Below are 17945 nucleotides of genomic sequence, written 5' to 3'. Positions count from 1 at the left end.
AGCGGGATTGGAGCCGAAATGAGCTTGGACCAGAAAGACTATATAGAATTAAGCCGCCGTTCGATGAACCTTCTGACCAAAAGGGGAAAATGGAGTCCGGCTCCAATAAGATCGGATATTCCCAGAGAGGTTAGGTTTTTCTTGGATGGGTTTGACATAATTGGTCGTCAGCTCGGTAGAGAAGTGAAATTTAGGACATCCTATAATGGAAAGGTCTGCATTTCGGGCACAGCTTCTATAAATTGGTTTACAGAAGATGGGAGCTTTGACGTAAAGCCCGCTGAAATAGACGAAGAAATAGCAAGAAAGTTGATGGACGTTTACAATGATCAGTTGCCAGGAAAGCTGAAAGGCTGAAGAATAAAATATAAGATCGTCATTATAAGGAAGATTGTCACGGCGGTTTGAAGATGTGCTCAATATGAAAATATTAACAGGGAGAAAGTTATGTCATCCAGAATGGTGAAGTCTCTTGCACGCGGCCTGACAGTGGCGCTGCTGACTACGGCATCCTCGGTCTCATATGCGCAAAGTGCGGTCGGCGTTGCGGCGAGCGAGGCCGGGGCGGAGGCTGGTAGTGGGGAAATCCTCGTTACGGCCCGGCGTTTCACGGAAAGCCTCCAGAGCACGCCGATTTCGGTTTCCGTGCTTACCGCGCAGGACATCGCGCAGCGCGGCGTCGAGAGCGTCTCCGACATAGCTACCCAGACCCCCAATGTGAATTTCACCTCGTCCTTCGGACCGGGCGGTGGTTTTCTTACTGTTCGCGGGCAAACCCAGGAGCGTTTTTCATCGCCTCCCGTCGCCGTGGTCGTTGACGGCGTGCTGCAAATCCTTCCGGCCCAATTCAATGTCGACGAGTTCGATCTCGAGCAGATCGAAGTGCTCAAGGGGCCGCAAGGCGCGATCTACGGAAGAAACGCGATCGCTGGAGCCATCAATATAACGACCCGCAAGCCGGGCAACGACTTCGTCGCACATGCGATGGCCGGCGCCGCCCGCGGCGAGGAATATAAGGCGAAATTGTCCGTGAGCGGGCCGGTCGTCCAGGATAAGCTATTCCTGCTCGGCGGCCTGTCTTGGAAAGATCGGCGTGGGCAGGTGCAGAATATCACGACCGGCACCTATTCCGACAAATATAAGGACTTTAGTCAGCGCGTACGGCTGATAGCGACGCCCACCGATGATCTCGAACTCGACATCAAATATACGCATTCTAAGACGCACGGGAACGATCCGAATTTCGTCGAGAGCAGCACGGGGCGGCCGAACGACAACGATGATCCGCTGAATGTCGACATCGCCGGTTACGGCATCCGCAATCTGAACGATGTTTCCGGCAAGCTCAGCTATGATCTCGGACCCGTCTCGCTGATCGGCACGCTGGCCTACGTCGAGCATAAGGAGCGCTTGAGGCTCGATCTCGACAGCACGGCTTTTCCGGTGACGGACGCCAGGCAGCTTCAGAACGACAAGGGCTTTTCGCAGGAGTTGCGGCTGGTCTCAAATGCGGAAGGGCCTGCTCATTTCGTGGTCGGCGGCTATCATGCGCGATCGCGTGCGATCCTCCGGCGGCAGATTTTCGCGGATCCCTTCTTCTTTGGCCTGTCGCCGGTTCCGATCGGGCCGGTCGCTCCGTTCGGCGACAATGCCAACCGATATCGAAGGGATGTCTGGGCGGTCTTCGCGCAGCTTGGCTATGACATCACGCCGGAACTGCGCTTTGACCTGGACGTGCGATACGACCATGAGAAGGTCAGGCTCCTAAGCACCGACTTCCTGCTGCCGGTCCTGCCAACTTCCGATAAGACCGACTTCAACAAGCTTCAGCCCAAGGGCACGCTTACCTATCGGCCCGATGCCGATCTGACGGTCTATGCTTCGGTCGGCCAGGGATTCCGCGCCGGCGACTTCAATCCCGGCCTTCGTAGCTTTGGTAACAATATCATCAAGGCGGAAGTGGCCACGACCTACGAAGTCGGCGTCAAGACCCGTTGGCTGGATCGTCGATTGACGATCAATGCGGCGGTCTTTCAGAGCGATCTTAAGAACGCGCAGTTCCGATTGTTCGATCAGGCGACACTGGCCAACATCGGCGTCAACACCGACAAGTCGCGCCAGCGGGGGCTGGAGATCGATGCTAATCTAAGGGCGGCCGACAATCTCAGCATCAATGCGGCCATCGGCTATATCGATGCGGAGGTCCTGAGGTTCACGGCGCCTGCCGGATATACCGGCGCCCAGCCTGCCCGTGGTGACCGTCCACTGCGCGCGCCCGACTTTACCGCCAATCTGGGTTTCAACCTCACGGCGCCGGTAAGCGACGCTCTGGAGCTCTTTCTGCGTCCCCAATATCGCTACACGGGCGCCTATTATTGGGATCCGGCGAATGCCTATAAGCGGAAGGCGCAGAACATGCTCAACATCCGTGCGGGCGTGCAGAGTGCCGACGATCGCTGGTCGATCACCGGATATGTCGAGAATGTCCTGAACGAGAAGATCACGGTAGATTACCAACCCGCATCCGTCACGGGCGGTACGTTATTGAACGGCGCCGACACCTATTTCCCACCAGTCGGGTCGGTTTACGGGATCGAGGTGACGTTCCGCTTCTGACGGACGAGTGGTTGTAAATTTGCGGACTTAACCGAAGCCGGCCGGGCGATTTTATTACCGTCCGGTCGGTATTTATCGACGGGTCGAGGATTAAATGGCTGATATACAGGCCTTTTCCGCGACCGTCCTTTTGGCGCGCGGCCTTTGGGTATGACGTTAGTGAGGAAAGCATGACCGACTTGAAGAACTATGCGCTGGATCTAGTGCGCACGTCGCAGCCCAGCTTCCTGTTGTTGATCCTCGGCAACCCCGCGGGCGCCCAGGGGCCGGCCTTTCTCGAATGGTTCAAGGGGCAGTTTCGAGACGAGCTGCGGAAATTATCGCCAGTGTTTCGAGCACGCTTATTCGAGCGTGACGGCGTGGACATCACATGGGGGCGCTTTCCTCCCGTCCCCATGAAATATCTCGCGCTCGTCGATATTCTCGGCGGCGGCCCCGAAGATGCGCATAAGGTAATCGAATTCGCTCAAAATGCCTACGCCACCGAGGCCTCGGCCGGCGAGGTCGCGACCTGGCTCTATTATCCCGTCAGCCCGAAATATGGTCTTGAGTGCGGCGATATGCCGACCACCGTAATGGTGCACTACACGAACCCGGTGGCCGGCATGGAGGCCGAATATGCGGAGTGGTTCAACACCCGCTTGCTCGGCCATGCGCCGGTCTTCGATCCGCTGGTAAGTGCGCAGCGCTTCGAACGGAGCATGTATCAAAATCCTGGCGCTCTGGAGCCGGACTATCAAACGGTTGCCGTTTACGACCAGGTGGGCCCCTCCGAACAGCTTATGGAGGCTTTCAAAAATCCGCCTCCCGAACTTCTCGATATGGTGTCGCTCGACAATGAGCATTTCACGGAGTCCGCCTACCTGCCGCTGGTCTGATGCGGCGGTAGACGAGGAGGCCGTGCATTATCACGGCTTCGCCGTTTAAAATCATAAGGAGTAGGAACGGCATGGCGAACGATGTCGAAGGCTTCACCGAAATCCGTTACGAAGCGCCCGCAGTTCGCGTAGCCCGCATCGTTCTGGCGCGTCCCGACCGGCGCAACGCGCAAGACATGAAAATGCTGTACGAAATCAATCGCGCGCTCGATATCGCGATGCATGACGATGAGGTTAGGGTTGTCATCATTGCGGCCGACGGACCGCATTTTTCGGCTGGCCACTTCCTCGGCGATGATGGCAAAATCGGTGACTTCGGGCCCCCGGTACTGGGGGGCGGTGGCTATGAATTGCCCGGTCCCGAAGGTCATGTCGCCAAAGAGCAGGAATTCTATCTCGGTTTTTGCTGGCGCTGGAGGAATTTGCCCAAGCCGACCATCGTGCAGGTTCAGGGCAAAGCTATCGCGGGCGGATTGATGCTGGTGTGGCCGTTCGACCTGATCGTGGCGAGCGATGATGCGGAATTCTCCGATCCTGTGGTGGCTTTTGGAACGAACGGCCATGAATTCTTCGTGCATGCGTGGGAATTGGGCCATCGTAAGGCGAAGGAAATGCTGTTCACCGGCGAGGCGATCGGAGCGGAAGAGGCTAGGACGCTCGGCATGGTGAACCATGTCGTCCCCCGGGAGCAACTCGATGGATTCACGCTGGCGCTCGCCGAAAAGATCGCGCAGCGGCCGACGATCGGCCTCAAATTGGCGAAGATGTCCGTCAATCAGTCGCTGGATGCACAGGGCATGTGGTCGGCGGTGCAATCGGCTTTCACCCTCCACCATCTCGGCCACGCCCATAACCAAGTCGTCCACGGTATGATCGTGGATCCTGAAGGCGCCGAGATCATCCGCAAACAGGCAAAAGCAAGCAAGCCCAAGACCGCCGGATGATGGGCTCGGCGCCCCGATGCTCGGGGGGCCTTTCGAGAAGGCCGGGGTTCGTGGACGCCGGCGTGAGCCCGGATGCCCGGTGCCGCCTGATTAAGGTCGACAGAGCCATGCAATGGCCCCGCAGGAGATGCCCGAATGCAATTTCAATTCTCTGAAGAACAGAACGAGCTGCGCAATATCATACAGCGTTTCCTGGAAAAGGAATGCCCGATTTCCGCGACGAGAAGCGTAATGGATTCGGCGGCTGGCCACGACGCCGCGCTATGGCAAAAAATTGGAGCGAATGGCTTTCTGGCCGCAGCCATTCCTGAAGAATTTGGCGGAGCCGGCAGTGGCTATCTGGAGCTGTGCGTGGTCGCCGAAGAATGTGGCCGGGCACTGGCCGCGGTGCCTACGGTTTCCACGGTCTATCAGGCTGCGGAACTGCTCCAGCTGGCGGGAAGTCATGCACAAAAGGCCAAATGGCTGCCGCAAATCGCCGCAGGAGAGGCGATCGGCGCTATCGCGCTGCAGGAGGGGATCGGCGAGATGATACCCGAGCGCGTGACGGCGCATGTTCGCGGGGGCAAGCTAAGCGGTGGAAAAAGTCCCGTCGCTGACGGTCTCGAAGCCGACTTCGCCATCGTCATGGCGCGCGACGAGGCAGGCGGTCACTCCCTTTTTCTTGCCGACCTCCGAAACGAGGGCGTCGAGCGGACCTTCATCAAGACGATCGACCCATCCCGCAAGCATGCGAAGCTGCATTTTGCCGAAACGTCGGTGGAACCATTGGGAGAAAGCGGACAAGGCTGGCGGCTGTTGCAGCAGGTGCGCGACCGGGCGGCGGTGTTGACGGCGTTCGAACAGGTCGGAGGCGCTGACCGGGCTCTCCGGATGGCGCGCGATTACGCGATGGAGCGCTATGCCTTCGGTCGGCCCATCGCATCGTTTCAGGCGATCAAGCACACTCTCGCGGACAGTTATGTCGCCAATGAGCTGGCCCGCTCGAACGCCTATTATGGCGCTTGGGCGCTATCCGTGGGAAGCGACAAGCTTCCCATCGCCGCCGCCGGGGCGCGTGTGGCGGCCACGCAGGCGTTCCAGCTGGCTTCCGCGAACAATATCCAGGTGCATGGGGGGATGGGCTTCACCTGGGAATTCGATTGTCATCTGTTCTACCGAAGATCGAATTTCCTCGCCCTGACCCTCGGAGGACCGGCGCTGTGGGAGAGCCGGCTGATCGAACGGCTTCATGCGGACATGCGTGAAGGGGAGAAGATGATATGAATTTCGACGACACGCCCGAAGAGGCAGCGTTTCGCGCCCGCGCCCGCACATGGATCCAGCAAAATGCCCCACATGAGCTTGCCGAGGAGCTGGGGCAGGAGGGTGCTGCGCGGCTTACCCTGAAGAGCGTCGATCCGATGACCGCGGCCCGGGCCTGGCAGAAGAAGAAGAGCGATGCGGGATGGGCGACCCCGCATTGGCCGAAGGAATATGGCGGCGCCGATCTGTCCCCGATCGAGCGGGTAATCTGGTCTCAGGAGGAGGGGGTTTTCGCCAGTCTCTCGGCGCCCTTCTTCATCGGCCACGGGATGTGCGGACCCACGCTGATGGCATGGGGGAGCGACGAGGATAAGAAAGACAGGCTGCCCCGCCTCAGCTCCGGCGAGGAGAATTGGTGTCAGATGTTTTCCGAACCCGCCGCGGGATCCGATCTGGCGGCGGTTCGCACCCGTGCGATCCGGGACGGCGACGACTGGGTCGTCAACGGCCAGAAAATCTGGACTAGCTATGCCCACGAAGCCGATTGGGGGCTGCTGATCGCACGGACCGATCCCACATTGCCGAAGCATCGAGGCCTGACCATGTTCTTCCTAGACATGCGCAGTCCGGGCGTGGTCGTGCAGCCCATTCGCCAGATCAGCGACGAGACCGAGTTCAACGAGATATTCCTCTCGGATGTGAGGATACCGGACGCCCAGCGCCTGGGTAATATCGGTCAAGGTTGGGAGGTCGCGCTCACCACGCTCATGAACGAGCGCGCTTCGCTGGCTACGGGGGCGGCGACGGGATTCGGCGTCGCGCTCAAATTCTGCTCGGAACTGGAAATCGCTCTCGGCAAGCTGGCGATCGACGATTCCCGTGTGCGGTCGAGACTGGCGACCTTCGCGATCCGCGACAGCGGCCTGCGCTTTACCGCCTTTCGCAACATTTCCGCGCTGTCTCGTGGAGAGCGCCCGGGTCCCGAAAGTTCGATCAGCAAGCTTGTATGGGCATCCACGATGCAGGATGTGGCGCGGTTCGGCATGGACCTTCAGGGCGAGGCAGGGTTGCTGGACGACAGCGAGCAACCTTCGGCGGATGGCGGGTTCCATGGAATGCTGATGCGCGGTGCGGGAATGCGCATCGCTGGCGGCACCGATGAGGTCATGCGGAACATCATCGCCGAACGCGTGCTCGGATTGCCGGCGGACATGCGCGCAGACAAGGACGTCCCCTTCGATCAGGTCCCGACATCCGCGAGATGAGCGGGTGTGCGCGCCGATCATGGCGCGCATGTGATTATTAACCGACCGTTCGGGCGGTTTTATATTGCACTTCGCCCGGTCGCTAGGTACCTTCCCGAGAGACCGCCAAAACCAACGGGAGGGATGATGTCTGACAAGCTTGCCCGTCGCCTGCTCGTCACGGGCCACGACGGGGCAGGGCGTTCTCAACTGGCGTGCGACACCATCGTTCGCGGTGAGGAAATGCCCGGCCAAGGCGGCATGGAATGTAGTGTGATCTGGGGATCCGATCACAGGATGCATTATCCTGACGACGGCTCGAAGCCTGCATATTCGGGCTTCTTCCCGCCCATCGACGGCTATCGGCTGGTCGAGTGCTATCTGCCGCCTCACCATGAGAATGAGGATATGTCGGCGCAGGGCGAGCATGCCGAAGCGATCGACAGGCTGATGCCCGGAGTGACGCATGCGATGGACGGCAATCGCCCGGGCATGCACCGCACGGAGACCGTCGATCTCATCATCGTGCTGCAGGGCAGGTGCGTTCTTCAGCTGGACAATGGCGACGTCCAACTGAGCAACGGGGACATATTGGTCGAAAGCGGCACGATACATGCCTGGACCAATCCATTTGACCAGCCCTGCCGCTTCTTGTGCGCCGTTATCGGGGCGCAAAACGACCTCTGCCGATAATGTCATTGTTAGGGAGGCTGGGATGACTGCTCTCGAAGGCCGTTCGGCCCTGGTCACCGGCGCCGCGTCCGGGATCGGGCTGGCTACCGCAAAAATACTTGCTGCTCGCGGGGCGCGGGTCATGCTGTCCGACATCAACGCCGAAGCCGTCGCCAGCGCGGCGGAAGCCATTCGGGAAATGGGTGGCGAGGCGGCTGCCGTGAAATGTGACATAGGTGACGAACGGCAGATCAGGGATTCTGTCGCGCGCACGGTCGAGGCGTTCGGCCGCCTGGACATCCTGCACAATAACGCGGCGCTGGTGCGGCCCGATATATCCGCCGCGGACACCGACATTCTGGAGGTGCCGATCGAGGTGTGGGACGCCGTAATGAACGTCACCCTGCGCGGCACCATGCTCGGATGCAAATTCGGTATCGAGGCCATGCTCGGGAACGGCGGCGGCTCGATCATCAACACATCGTCGATGTATGGGGTGTCGCCGCCTTTGCTCATGCCCAGCTATTGCGTCTCCAAAGCCGGGATCAACATGCTGACGAGGCATGTGGCGACGACCTTCGGACGGAAGGGAATCCGTTGCAATGCGGTTGCGCCGGGCCTGGTAAGGACGCCCGCGGCCGATGCGATCATCCCCCGGCCGTTTGCGGAGGTGCATGAAAATGCCTCGGCATTGGCTCACCAGTCGACACCGGAGGATATCGCCCATGTGGTGGCATTCCTGGCGTCGGATGACTCGCGTTCGATGACCGGGGAAATCCTGCATGTGGATGGCGGGACGACCTCTCACCTGGCCACCTATGCCCAGGCGCGCGGTCTGGGAGGGTAGATCCGGGGTCGCCGGCCGCTTTGAGGGGAGATCGCGCATGTTGTCTGACTTCTATCTTCAGTCGAAAGACATCTGGCATGTCGGCGACGGGCTCCAGCGCCCCGAGACCGTCGAAGTCGGAGGCGATGGATCGTTGTGGGCCTGCGACGCGCGTGGCTTCGCCCGGATCTGTCCCGATGGGGCGCAAATCATCATCGGACAGCCAAACGATACGTCCTACGTACAACAGCAGGACGTGAATATCCGCATGTCGGACGGCGTGCTGCCGACGGGCTTCGCGCTCGCGGAACAGGGCGACATAATCTTCGCGGCCTATGGTGACCGCAAAATCTGCCGGATGAGGCCTGACGGCCGGATCTCGACATTCTTGGACAGCGTGGACGGGGTTGAGCTCGCTCGCCCGAACGCCGTCGTTCGTGACAAAAAAGGGCGTTACTGGATCACGGTCTCGACACGCGATTTCCGGTGGGCCGAAAATGTCGCCGCGCACCCGGAACAGGTGTCGAGCGGCTTCGTCGTCCTCTTGGACGGATCGCGCGCCAGGATCGTCGCCGATGGCCTCCGCTTCGCCAATGCATGCCGGCTCGATGCCGATGAGCGATATTTCTACGTCGCGGAGTCTTTTGGCGCGTGCCTTACGCGGTTTCGCGTCATGGAAGACGGCACGCTGACGGGCAGAGAGCAATATGGGCCCACCTTTGAAGGCAACATAGACGGCTTTGCATTCGACCGGGACGACAATGTCTGGGTCACGCAGCCCATGTTGGAGCGCTTGCTCGTCCTGACGGCGCGTGGCGACGTCTTGAGGGTCGCCGACTTCGGCAATCCGAGCGCCCTCGCACAGTTCGGGAGAGCGGTGGAAGCAGGGATGTTCGACTTCAACCTGGCGGCGCGTTGCGCAAGCCCGGAACTGGGCGGCCCTACCAGTATCGCCTTCGGTGGCGACGATCTCAAAACCGTGTATGTCGGCGCCGTCTTCGGAAACAGGATAGCCTCCTTCCAGTCCCCCGTCGCTGGAACGCCGCCGATCTACGGATGAGGCGGGAGCAGGCTGACCGGCTCCGTCGCACGAAGGTTTCCATGCCGATATTTAACGATCCTACAGCCATGGTCGATCCGGATACCATCCCGCGGCAGGTGCTCGCCTTTGGCATAGCCGACGTCGATAACGGCTTTGAGCTCGAGGCGCATTCGCATGCCAAAGGCCAACTCATGATGACCATGCGGGGCGCCTTGACCTGCGAGGCCGCCGGCGGGCTGTGGATCGTGCCCCCGCAATGCGCGATCTGGATTCCGGGCGACATCCTCCATAGCGTGAAGGCGTCGCCTTCGATCGAGGGCTATTCCCTGCTCGTCGATCCCGCCATGTCCTCGACGCTTCCCGAAGCATGCTGTACGGTTTCGGTGACGCCCTTGCTTCGTGAACTCGTCATACGCTGCGCCACTTTTCCCATTTTATATCCCGAGACCGGGATGGAAACGAAACTGGTGTCCTTGCTCGTCGACGAGCTGGGGATGGCGCCGCTCGAGAAATTTCATTTGCCGATGCCGGAAGATCGACGGTTGCGGACCATGGCGGAGGAGATGATTTCCTCTCCTTCGAGCCGGCTTACGGTCGGCAAGTGGGCGCGCCGCATCGGTATGAGCGAACGGACGTTGCACCGGTTATTGCAAAAGGAAACGGGGCTCAGCTTCAGCCGATGGCGGCAGCAATTCCAAATCGTCCTCTCGCTCCAACTCCTGTCCAAAGGGGAAACCGTGCAGAATGTCGCCACCGAACTCGGCTATGAAAGCCCAGCGAGCTTTGTGACGATGTTCAAGAAGTCTCTCGGCTCCCCTCCGGCCCGTTATATGATTGCGCGGCAGGGCGGTCAGCGCCCGGGAGCATGATCATATAGTCCGCGGTCCTTTGGCACCGATCGGTCAACGTCGCTGGGGCATCTGCCCCGATCTCAGGCTTTCTGAGAAAATCGCTCCACCAGAAGATATTTCTGAACCTTGCCGGTGGGCGTGCAGGGGAAGGGTTGATCGTCGACGATGAACTGCTTCGGGATGCAGTAGCCCGGCAGGTTCTGGCGGCAGAGCGCCTCGAGCTCTTCGGTGTCGAGCACGGCGTCTTCCCTGCCGATCAGCAGCGCGACGACACGTTCGCCCCACAGCTCATCCGGAAGACCGAAGACGGCACAGTCGGCAACGCCCGTATGCTTCAAGATGATCTTTTCGACGTCGCCCGCGTACACATTCTGGCCGCCCGTTACGATCATGTCCTTTTTTCGGCCGCGGATGGTAAGAAAGCCCTCTTCGTCAAGGCTGCCGAGATCCCCGGTATGAACCCACCCATTGCGGAAAGTCTCGACCGACTTTTCCGGGTTGTTGAAATAGGCGGTCACCGCGGTCGGCGCCCTTCCTATGATCTCGCCGATCGCATCCGGCGCGCAGCGCCTTCCATGCTCATCGACGACCAGCACCTCGGAAAACGCGATTGCCTTGCCCACCGATCTCGGACTCCGGACGCGGTCGTCGGGCGTGCTGAGCGTGAGCACGCCCGTCTCTTGCATCCCGTAAAACTCGAAAACGGCCGGACATAGGTTCGCCACGGTCTGTTCGCGTACCGCATCCGGCAGAAGCGCTCCAGCGAACACCAGTCCGCGAAGGGAACTGAGATCCCTGGGCGTTGTCACTTGTGCCGAAATCATCATGGCGGCCATGGTGGGAACGAGATTGAAGATCGTGACGCGTTCCGCCTCTACGAGACGCAGGACCTCGTTCGGCTCGAAATTGGTAATCACATTAGGAATGCCATAGAGCATCGCGCCCGCGATCCAGGCGAAGCCCACCCGGCCGAACGCCGGAAACACGGTCATAGCGACGTCGCTCCGGCAGAGGTCGAGTTCCCGGTAGAGGGGCCCCAGGGTGCTATTATTATATTGGGTGAGAATATAGGATTTCGATAAACCCGTCGTTCCGGATGTCAGGTTGAAATAAAATGGGTCGCTCTCCTCGACTTCTATGTCCAGAGCGCAGGAGGGGGAATTGGAGAGAAAATCCTCGTAAGCCAGGGCAGAGTCTGGAGCTTCGCCGCCTATTTGGATGAGGCTGCGAACCAAGTGCGAAGCCTGCTGCGCCGTGGCGGCGAATTTGTTCTCATAAATCAGGCCGCTTGCTTCAACAGAACGCATCATGTCGAGCACTTCATTCGGCGAGAAGCGGTAGTTCAGCGGCAGTCCGATGATGCCCGTGCGCGCCAGCGCAAAATAGATCTCGACGAGTTCGGATCGATTTGAAGAGAGGAACGCGACCACATGCCCCTTCCTGAAGCCGGCATTGATCAGCGCGTGCCCAAGCTGGTTCGTACGGTTGTCGAGCTGCTCGAAAGTAAAGCGTCGGCCCGTACCGGCGCAATAGATCGCCGGCGATTTTGGATGTCGGATTGCAGCGGTGGCCAGGATGTTGCCTACGACCATTTTGCCCAAGGCCCGATCCATGACGTCTCTCTCCGTTCGAGGCGTTATTCGCCAATATTGTCGTTCGGTCATTGCGGAGCGCGGCCCGTCTCGATGACAGGAGGCTTCACCCGTTCTTCTGAAAGGTCAGGATCGCCTGCTCATATCGCAGCGCATTCGAGACCGCCATCGACGTTCAAGATGACGCCGGTGATATGGCCCGCAAGATCGGACGCGAGAAACGCCGCAGCATGAGCAACATCAAAGGCCGTGCCGTGCTCGCCCCGTAGCGGAACCTTCGTACGTGTCTTGTCGAGCTGCGCCTGGCGCTCCTCCTCGGTCGTCGAGGTGTCGAGGTAGCGCAAGGCAGCGGGAGTTTCGGAAAAGCCGATCCGAATGCAGTTCACGCGAATGTTGTCCCGTCCGTAAAATGCCGCGCAGGAACGGGTCAGCGCCTCGACGCCAGCCTTGCTGACCGAATAGGCGGTCGTCGCGCGCTTGATGAACCGCAGCGCGAAAAGGGAGGATGTGTTGATGATGACGCCGCCACCCTGCTGACGCATTGTCGGCGCCACCACCCGCGTCCCCATATAGGCGGAGGTGATGTTCTGCGTCATTTCGAAGTTCCAGTCCTCGAGCGGGACCTCATCGGGAAGGCCTTTGGATCTACCCACGCCAACATTGTTGTGCATGACGTCGATCCGACCCGTCTCAGAAAGCGCTTTCGTCACGACGGATTGCATATCCGCCTGATTGGCCGCATCCGCTCGAAGCGCGATCGCCCGGCCGCCCTCGGCGGTAATGACATGGGCCGCCTCCTCGGCGCGATCGAGGTGATAGTCGACGCATGTCACGAACGCCCCTTCGCGAGCATAGACGGCAGCACAGGCTTTCCCGTTACTCCATCCTGTCAGGCCCATCGATCCGGCCCCGACCACGACGATGCTTTTGCCGTCCAGCCGCCTGCTCCCATAGTCCATATCTCGCAACTCCGATTACACGCCGACGAAGATCGGCTCGCGCTTTTGGTTGAACGCAGAAACCGCCTCGTCAAAATTGGGGCTGTTCATGCACATGAGCTGGGTGTGTTGTTCGATTTCGATGATCGCGCCCAATTCGTTGAGCTTCATCGCGAGATTGAGCGTTTCCTTGGTTTTGCGCAGACCTGTCGGTGAAGTGCGCAGCAGGTCGGTCACCAGCGTGCGGGCGGCGCTTTCGAGATCGGCATCATCGGTCGCTTCCGATACGAGCCCGGTGCGCAACGCGCGATCGGCGCCGATGAAGCGGCCGGTCATCATCAATTCCGACGCCACTGAAAGCCCCACCATACGCGGAAGAAAATAGCTGCTGCCCAGTTCGCATCCCGAAACACCGAGCTTCACGAAAGCGAGGTTCATCCTCGCGCTATGGCCGGCGATGCGGATGTCCGCCGCCAATGCCAGCGAGAAGCCGCCGCCGCAGGCTGCCCCATGTACGAGCGCCACGATGGGCTGCGGACAGGAACGCATCTTGAGAATGAGGTCGGGGAGGTAGGGGCGTGGCTTTTCGTCGGGTGCCCCGGCATCGCCGGAGCCGTGGGCCCGGAAGCTCTTCAGGTCGAGGCCCGCGCAAAATGCCCGACCAGCGCCGCGAAGGACGACGACACGACGCGAATGGTCGCTCTGCAAAGCGGAGAAATATGCCGACAGCTCTTCGATCATGAGGTCGTTGAGGGCATTGAGCTGGTCTGGACGGTCGAGCGTCAACCAATCCGCCGCGCCGTCTTGAACGACCTGGATCGTCTGGAATCTTTCCACTTCGCATCTCTCTCTGGCGGCGTTCTTCATGATGTGCGGCAGCGTGATGCTGCTGCCGCGACTATGAGAACATTGGTCCACCACGCCGCGGCACCCATGCCGCGGCATTGTTTCGTCGCTGAATTTATACGGCTTTTTGCAGATCGGGTCGCACCACGGTATCCGCACCGAAGGAAAGTTCGATGATGATATTGTTGTACGAATCCTTGGTAACCAGCAGCACGAGATCTTTCACTGCCGTCTCGTAACGCTCATAGTCGAGGTTCATTTCCTTCAGGCGGGAAATGGCCAGATCATAATCGCGGCAATCGAAGGCGACATGGTTGATGCGACCGGTGCTCACGCCATCCGGCTCGACATCGCCACCTTCTTCGATCGCGTTGACATGGACGATCGCGCGGCCATTGTCCGCGAACAGCCAGATATTGTTCGGGTCAGGCATCGCCATTCCCTCGGCGCGCTTGAGACCCATCAGGCGTTCGTAGAATTCAAGCGTATCTTCGAAATGCTTCATGGTTGTGCGGATGTTGATATGACCAATTCTATCGATCATGATTCACTCCTGTTGACGCTGGTTTGTCGCATGGTCGAAGATACGCCGCCAATTGCCGCTCAGCTTAGCTTGAAACCCTGCAGATCGCCGGCCGCACGCCATTCCGCCATGAGGTCCAGGAAAGCGATGATGCCGGGGCTATAGGCTTCCGAAAGCACCCCGCCGCGGAGGGCGCCCTCGTTGTTGTAATATCCTGGCGTGCACGCCTCGAGAAACTCTCGGTTGAGACGGGAATTGTCCCTGATCGTGCTCACCCATTGCGCTTCCGCGCCAGGTTCGACCTCGGTTATCTCGGCTCCGCGCTTCAGCACTTCCTCGATGATGTAGCTGACATGTTCGGTCTGCTCATCCAGAATGAGTCCTTGGTTGAACGCGAAGGCGTTTTGGGAAAAGCCCACGTAGAAGAAGTTGGGGAAGCCGACGGTCGAATGGCCGTGAAGCGTTTTCAACCCATCGCCCCAATGGTCGTACAGCGAGATGCCATCCCTGCCCACCACATCGATGTCCATGCCGCGGCGCAGGTTCTGAATGGTGATTTCGAACCCGGTCGCGAACACGATGAGATCGACGTCATACGCCTTCCCATTGGCTACCAAGCCCGTTTCGGTAATGCGGTCGACGCCCTTCGATGCAGCCACGTCGACGAGATGCAGATTGGGGCGATTAAAGGCCGCGAGATACTCGTCATTGAAGCCGGGGCGTTTGCAGCCCGGCCGGTACCAGGGCTTGAGCAGCTCGCATACCTGCTTGTCCTGAACAATTTCCTCCATTTGATCATGGAATTCCTTGATCAGAAGATAGTCGTTGATCTCGGCGAGCTTGGCGACATCGGCGGCGGGCTTGCCGATCAGGCCGGACCGGCTCTTCTTGAGCATGTCGGTCCAGCAGTCGTTGACCAGGTCTTCCAGCGGATGGCCGCTCACGACCTTTTCGAAGTTGATCCGCCGTTCCTTCTGCCAGCCTGGCTCAAGGGAGCGGATGAACTCATTGCTGGTCACGGGGTTGCCGCCACGCAGGGCCACGGCATTGGGCGTGCGTTGGAAGACATAGACCTCCTTCGCATCGCGGGCGAGGTAGGGAATGCACTGGATCGCCGTGGCGCCGGTACCGATCACCGCAACCTTCTTGTCGGCCAGCTTATCCAGCTTTCCGGTGGCGCCCCCTCCGGAGGATTCCACATCCCATATACCGGCGTTGGGGTTGCCGCCGGTAAACCCATAATCCCAATGGCTGGTGTGGAAGCTCGTGCCCTTGAAATCGCCGATACCCGGGATGCCTGGAAGCTTGGGCTTGCCGGTGGCTGCGCCCATGACGACGAACTGCGCCTTGACCCGATCGCCACGGCCGGTGTGGATGATCCAGCGCTGGATGTCCTCCTGCCATTCGACGCGGGTTACCCGTGTCTGCAGAAGCGCTTTCTCATAAAGATTGAACTGCCGCGCCACGCGCTGACAATGTTCGAAAATCTCGGCGGCAAAGGAGTATTTTATCCGCGGGACATAGCCGGTTTCCTCGAGCAGCGGGAGGTAGATATAACCTTCGATGTCGCACTGGGCTCCCGGATAGCGGTTCCAGTACCACGCGCCGCCAAAATCGCTCGCCGCTTCGAAAATGCGGAAATCATCAAGGCCACGGTTGCGCATCTGTGCGCCCATCAATAGCCCCGTAAAGCCGCCGCCCAGAATCGCGACCTGCACCTCGTCGAACATCGGCTCGCGGACGATCTTGTTCTGAATATAGGGATCAAGGTCATTGAAGCGGGCATATTCGCCGCTGGCCTGAATATACTGACCCTCTCCATCCGATCGCAGTCGTTTGTCGCGCTCTCCGGCATATTTGGCCCGTGCGGCCTCAAGCTCGGCCTCGCTTACTTCTGGCTTCGTGCCACTATCGATCATCGTCGTTCCTACAGTTCGGCGGTTGCGGGGCTTGGTGCAGCATTGGATTCGCAGCAGCGGTTCCGGCCGTCAGGCGCCTGCCAAGCCAACCCAACCGATGTGCGACCGCAATCCTATGCCCAAAGAATTCGCTCCGCAATAAAAAACTGAACGGTCGGTCGGGTTATATGCGATTGCGCCGGCCTTGGCGCACCTCCTTCGCGGAATCTTTGACTATCAAGTGGTCGAAGCGCGGGACGACCCACTCAATCTTTCGAAGTCGGCAGCAGGTTGCGGCGCTCGCTCACACCGAACCGATCGGCGACTTCCGCGCCGGTGGATCCTCCCGTGCGCGCAGCGAGGTTCAGCGGCAGCATCGTCTTGTTCCAGCTGTCGAATGCGGCCTTGAGTTCGGCAAACTTCTCCGGATAGCGTTCCTTCAGATTGGCGCGTTCGAGCGGGTCGTCGACGACATTGAAAAGAAAGCTGTTGTCGAGGATTTTCAGATATTTCCACGCGCCGCTCCGGCACGCTTCCTGGTTCATGTTCAGATAGCGCCAGTATAATCTTCTCGAAGCCGGGGAACTGCCCGCCAATATGGGGGAGAGATCCATACCGTCCGGCGGATATGCCGGGTCCGGTTTCGTGCCCGCTATCGCGAGCAGCGTCGGGAGCCAGTCCATGGAAGCCATCATCTGATCGCTGATCGCACCTTCGCCTATTCGCCCGGGCCAGCGGATTATGGCAGGGATGCGGAGGCCGCCCTCGAGGAGTTCGGTTTTTCGGCCGGAAAACGGCCATGTGTCGGAAAATCGCTCGCCGCCATTGTCGCTGGTGAAGACGACGATCGTATCCTTTTCCAGATCCAGCCGTTTCAACGCCGCGATCAATCTCGCTATCTGCCGGTCCATTCCGGTGACCATCTGCGCGTAGGTCTTCGACGATCCGCCATCATAATGGGCGATGGCCCATGGCGACCTGCTCTCGTCCAGTCTTCGCGCTTCCGCTTCGTCGGCGGGTCCCTCCCACGGCCAATGTGGAGCAGTGAAATGCAAGCTCATGAACCAGGGCTTGGCAGAACGACTATGCTCGCCGATGAACTCGACCGCCTTGTCGCCCAGAAGGTCGGTGAGATAACCCTGCTGGCGGATCTGGTGCTGATCGTCCCAGAGGTCGGGTGCGCCCATCGCCTTATGGGTGAAATAATCGACGGCACCCCCGCGTATACCCCAGAAATGGTCGTATCCGCTCCTGCCCGGATCGAAATCCGGCAGGGCGCCGAGATGCCATTTGCCGATCAGCGCCGTGGTGTAACCGGCCTTGCGCAGCAAAGACGGGAGCGTCGGGTGTTCCGGAGGCAGCCCGATGTTGCCCGGTCCCAGTGGCTCCTCGAGCCCGACGGGGAGGCGGTACTGATAGCGGCCCGTGATGAGGCTCACGCGGGTGGCAGAACATACGGCCGAGTTTGCATAAGCCTGCGTGAAGCGCATGCCGTGTGTCGCCAGCGAGTCGATCGCCGGCGTCTGATAGTCGCGGCGTCCGTAGCAACTCAGATCCGCATAGCCGAGATCATCGGCGAGGATGAAAAGGATGTTCGGCTGGCGCGGTGAAACGGCGATCGATGGACCGGTGAAAAAAGCAGCCGCTGTCGCCGCGCTCGAGAGCAGAAAGGCGCGTCTGCCCTGCATGAAGTGGCGGCTGCCTTCCGCCGTTTTGGCCTGTGGTTGCATCAGGTTGCTCCTTTGGATCGAACCCCGCTTTGACTCCCCGGACTGGGCCGGGGGACGGGCGACAGCGCTTCGATTGACTATTCGGCAGGGCATCGGTCGA

16 protein-coding genes are annotated in these 17945 nt (G+C 59.8%); 10 read left to right on the top strand and 6 right to left on the bottom strand.

The window, feature by feature from the left end:
• Positions 1-18: 18 nt before the first annotated feature.
• The 10 genes from ASE22_RS26585 to ASE22_RS01650 all read left to right on the top strand — a co-directional run bounded on the left by ASE22_RS26585 (position 19) and on the right by ASE22_RS01650 (position 10336).
• On the top strand, positions 19-357 hold the full coding sequence (locus ASE22_RS26585; protein WP_156397457.1) for a hypothetical protein: 339 nt from the start codon (positions 19-21) through the stop codon (positions 355-357).
• Between the two features lie 90 nt (positions 358-447).
• Positions 448-2616, top strand: a complete 2169-nt coding sequence (locus ASE22_RS01690) for a TonB-dependent receptor (protein ID WP_082545770.1) — start codon at positions 448-450, stop codon at positions 2614-2616.
• Between the two features lie 170 nt (positions 2617-2786).
• Positions 2787-3494, top strand: coding sequence for a hypothetical protein (locus tag ASE22_RS01685; protein ID WP_056354079.1), 708 nt, complete (start codon positions 2787-2789; stop codon positions 3492-3494).
• 71 nt (positions 3495-3565) lie between these two features.
• Complete coding sequence (locus ASE22_RS01680) at positions 3566-4438, top strand: enoyl-CoA hydratase (RefSeq protein ID WP_056354076.1); 873 nt, start codon at positions 3566-3568, stop codon at positions 4436-4438.
• Positions 4439-4573: 135 nt separating this feature from the next.
• Positions 4574-5704, top strand: a complete 1131-nt coding sequence (locus tag ASE22_RS01675; RefSeq protein ID WP_056354073.1) for an acyl-CoA dehydrogenase family protein — start codon at positions 4574-4576, stop codon at positions 5702-5704.
• Complete coding sequence (locus tag ASE22_RS01670) at positions 5701-6948, top strand: acyl-CoA dehydrogenase family protein (protein ID WP_056354070.1); 1248 nt, start codon at positions 5701-5703, stop codon at positions 6946-6948. Before ASE22_RS01675 ends, ASE22_RS01670 begins: the two co-directional genes overlap by 4 nt.
• 126 nt (positions 6949-7074) lie before the next feature.
• The gene (locus ASE22_RS01665) at positions 7075-7620 is read left to right on the top strand and encodes a cupin domain-containing protein (RefSeq protein ID WP_162248281.1); all 546 of its coding nucleotides are present in this window, start codon (positions 7075-7077) and stop codon (positions 7618-7620) included.
• Positions 7621-7642: 22 nt separating this feature from the next.
• A complete protein-coding gene (locus tag ASE22_RS01660; RefSeq protein WP_056354063.1) occupies positions 7643-8446 on the top strand; it encodes an SDR family NAD(P)-dependent oxidoreductase in 804 nt (267 codons plus the stop codon).
• Positions 8447-8483: 37 nt separating this feature from the next.
• Positions 8484-9485 carry an SMP-30/gluconolactonase/LRE family protein gene (locus tag ASE22_RS01655; RefSeq protein ID WP_162248280.1) on the top strand — a complete coding sequence of 334 codons (1002 nt, stop codon included), beginning with the start codon at positions 8484-8486 and terminating at the stop codon, positions 9483-9485.
• Positions 9486-9526: 41 nt separating this feature from the next.
• A complete protein-coding gene (locus ASE22_RS01650) occupies positions 9527-10336 on the top strand; it encodes an AraC family transcriptional regulator (RefSeq protein WP_056356197.1) in 810 nt (269 codons plus the stop codon).
• 62 nt (positions 10337-10398) lie between these two features.
• Here the strand turns inward: ASE22_RS01650 and ASE22_RS01645 are convergent, their stop codons facing one another.
• The 6 genes from ASE22_RS01645 to ASE22_RS01620 form a co-directional block, all read right to left on the bottom strand.
• The gene (locus ASE22_RS01645; protein WP_056354058.1) at positions 10399-11931 is read right to left on the bottom strand and encodes a class I adenylate-forming enzyme family protein; all 1533 of its coding nucleotides are present in this window, start codon (positions 11929-11931) and stop codon (positions 10399-10401) included.
• A 119-nt stretch (positions 11932-12050) separates the two neighbouring features.
• Entirely contained in the window at positions 12051-12869 is an 819-nt protein-coding gene (locus ASE22_RS01640) for an SDR family NAD(P)-dependent oxidoreductase (RefSeq protein WP_056354055.1), read from the bottom strand.
• Positions 12870-12884: 15 nt separating this feature from the next.
• Positions 12885-13715 carry an enoyl-CoA hydratase/isomerase family protein gene (locus ASE22_RS01635; RefSeq protein ID WP_082545766.1) on the bottom strand — a complete coding sequence of 277 codons (831 nt, stop codon included), beginning with the start codon at positions 13713-13715 and terminating at the stop codon, positions 12885-12887.
• A gap of 94 nt (positions 13716-13809) precedes the next feature.
• Complete coding sequence (locus ASE22_RS01630) at positions 13810-14238, bottom strand: VOC family protein (protein ID WP_156397455.1); 429 nt, start codon at positions 14236-14238, stop codon at positions 13810-13812.
• Positions 14239-14297: 59 nt separating this feature from the next.
• Positions 14298-16136 carry a flavin-containing monooxygenase gene (locus tag ASE22_RS01625; RefSeq protein WP_056354049.1) on the bottom strand — a complete coding sequence of 613 codons (1839 nt, stop codon included), beginning with the start codon at positions 16134-16136 and terminating at the stop codon, positions 14298-14300.
• A 245-nt stretch (positions 16137-16381) separates the two neighbouring features.
• Positions 16382-17845 carry a sulfatase family protein gene (locus ASE22_RS01620; RefSeq protein ID WP_200933261.1) on the bottom strand — a complete coding sequence of 488 codons (1464 nt, stop codon included), beginning with the start codon at positions 17843-17845 and terminating at the stop codon, positions 16382-16384.
• Positions 17846-17945: the final 100 nt, after the last annotated feature.

This window comes from Sphingomonas sp. Root720, assembly GCF_001428605.1.
GTDB lineage: Bacteria > Pseudomonadota > Alphaproteobacteria > Sphingomonadales > Sphingomonadaceae > Rhizorhabdus.
This window is presented reverse-complemented; position numbering and strand designations above follow the sequence as displayed.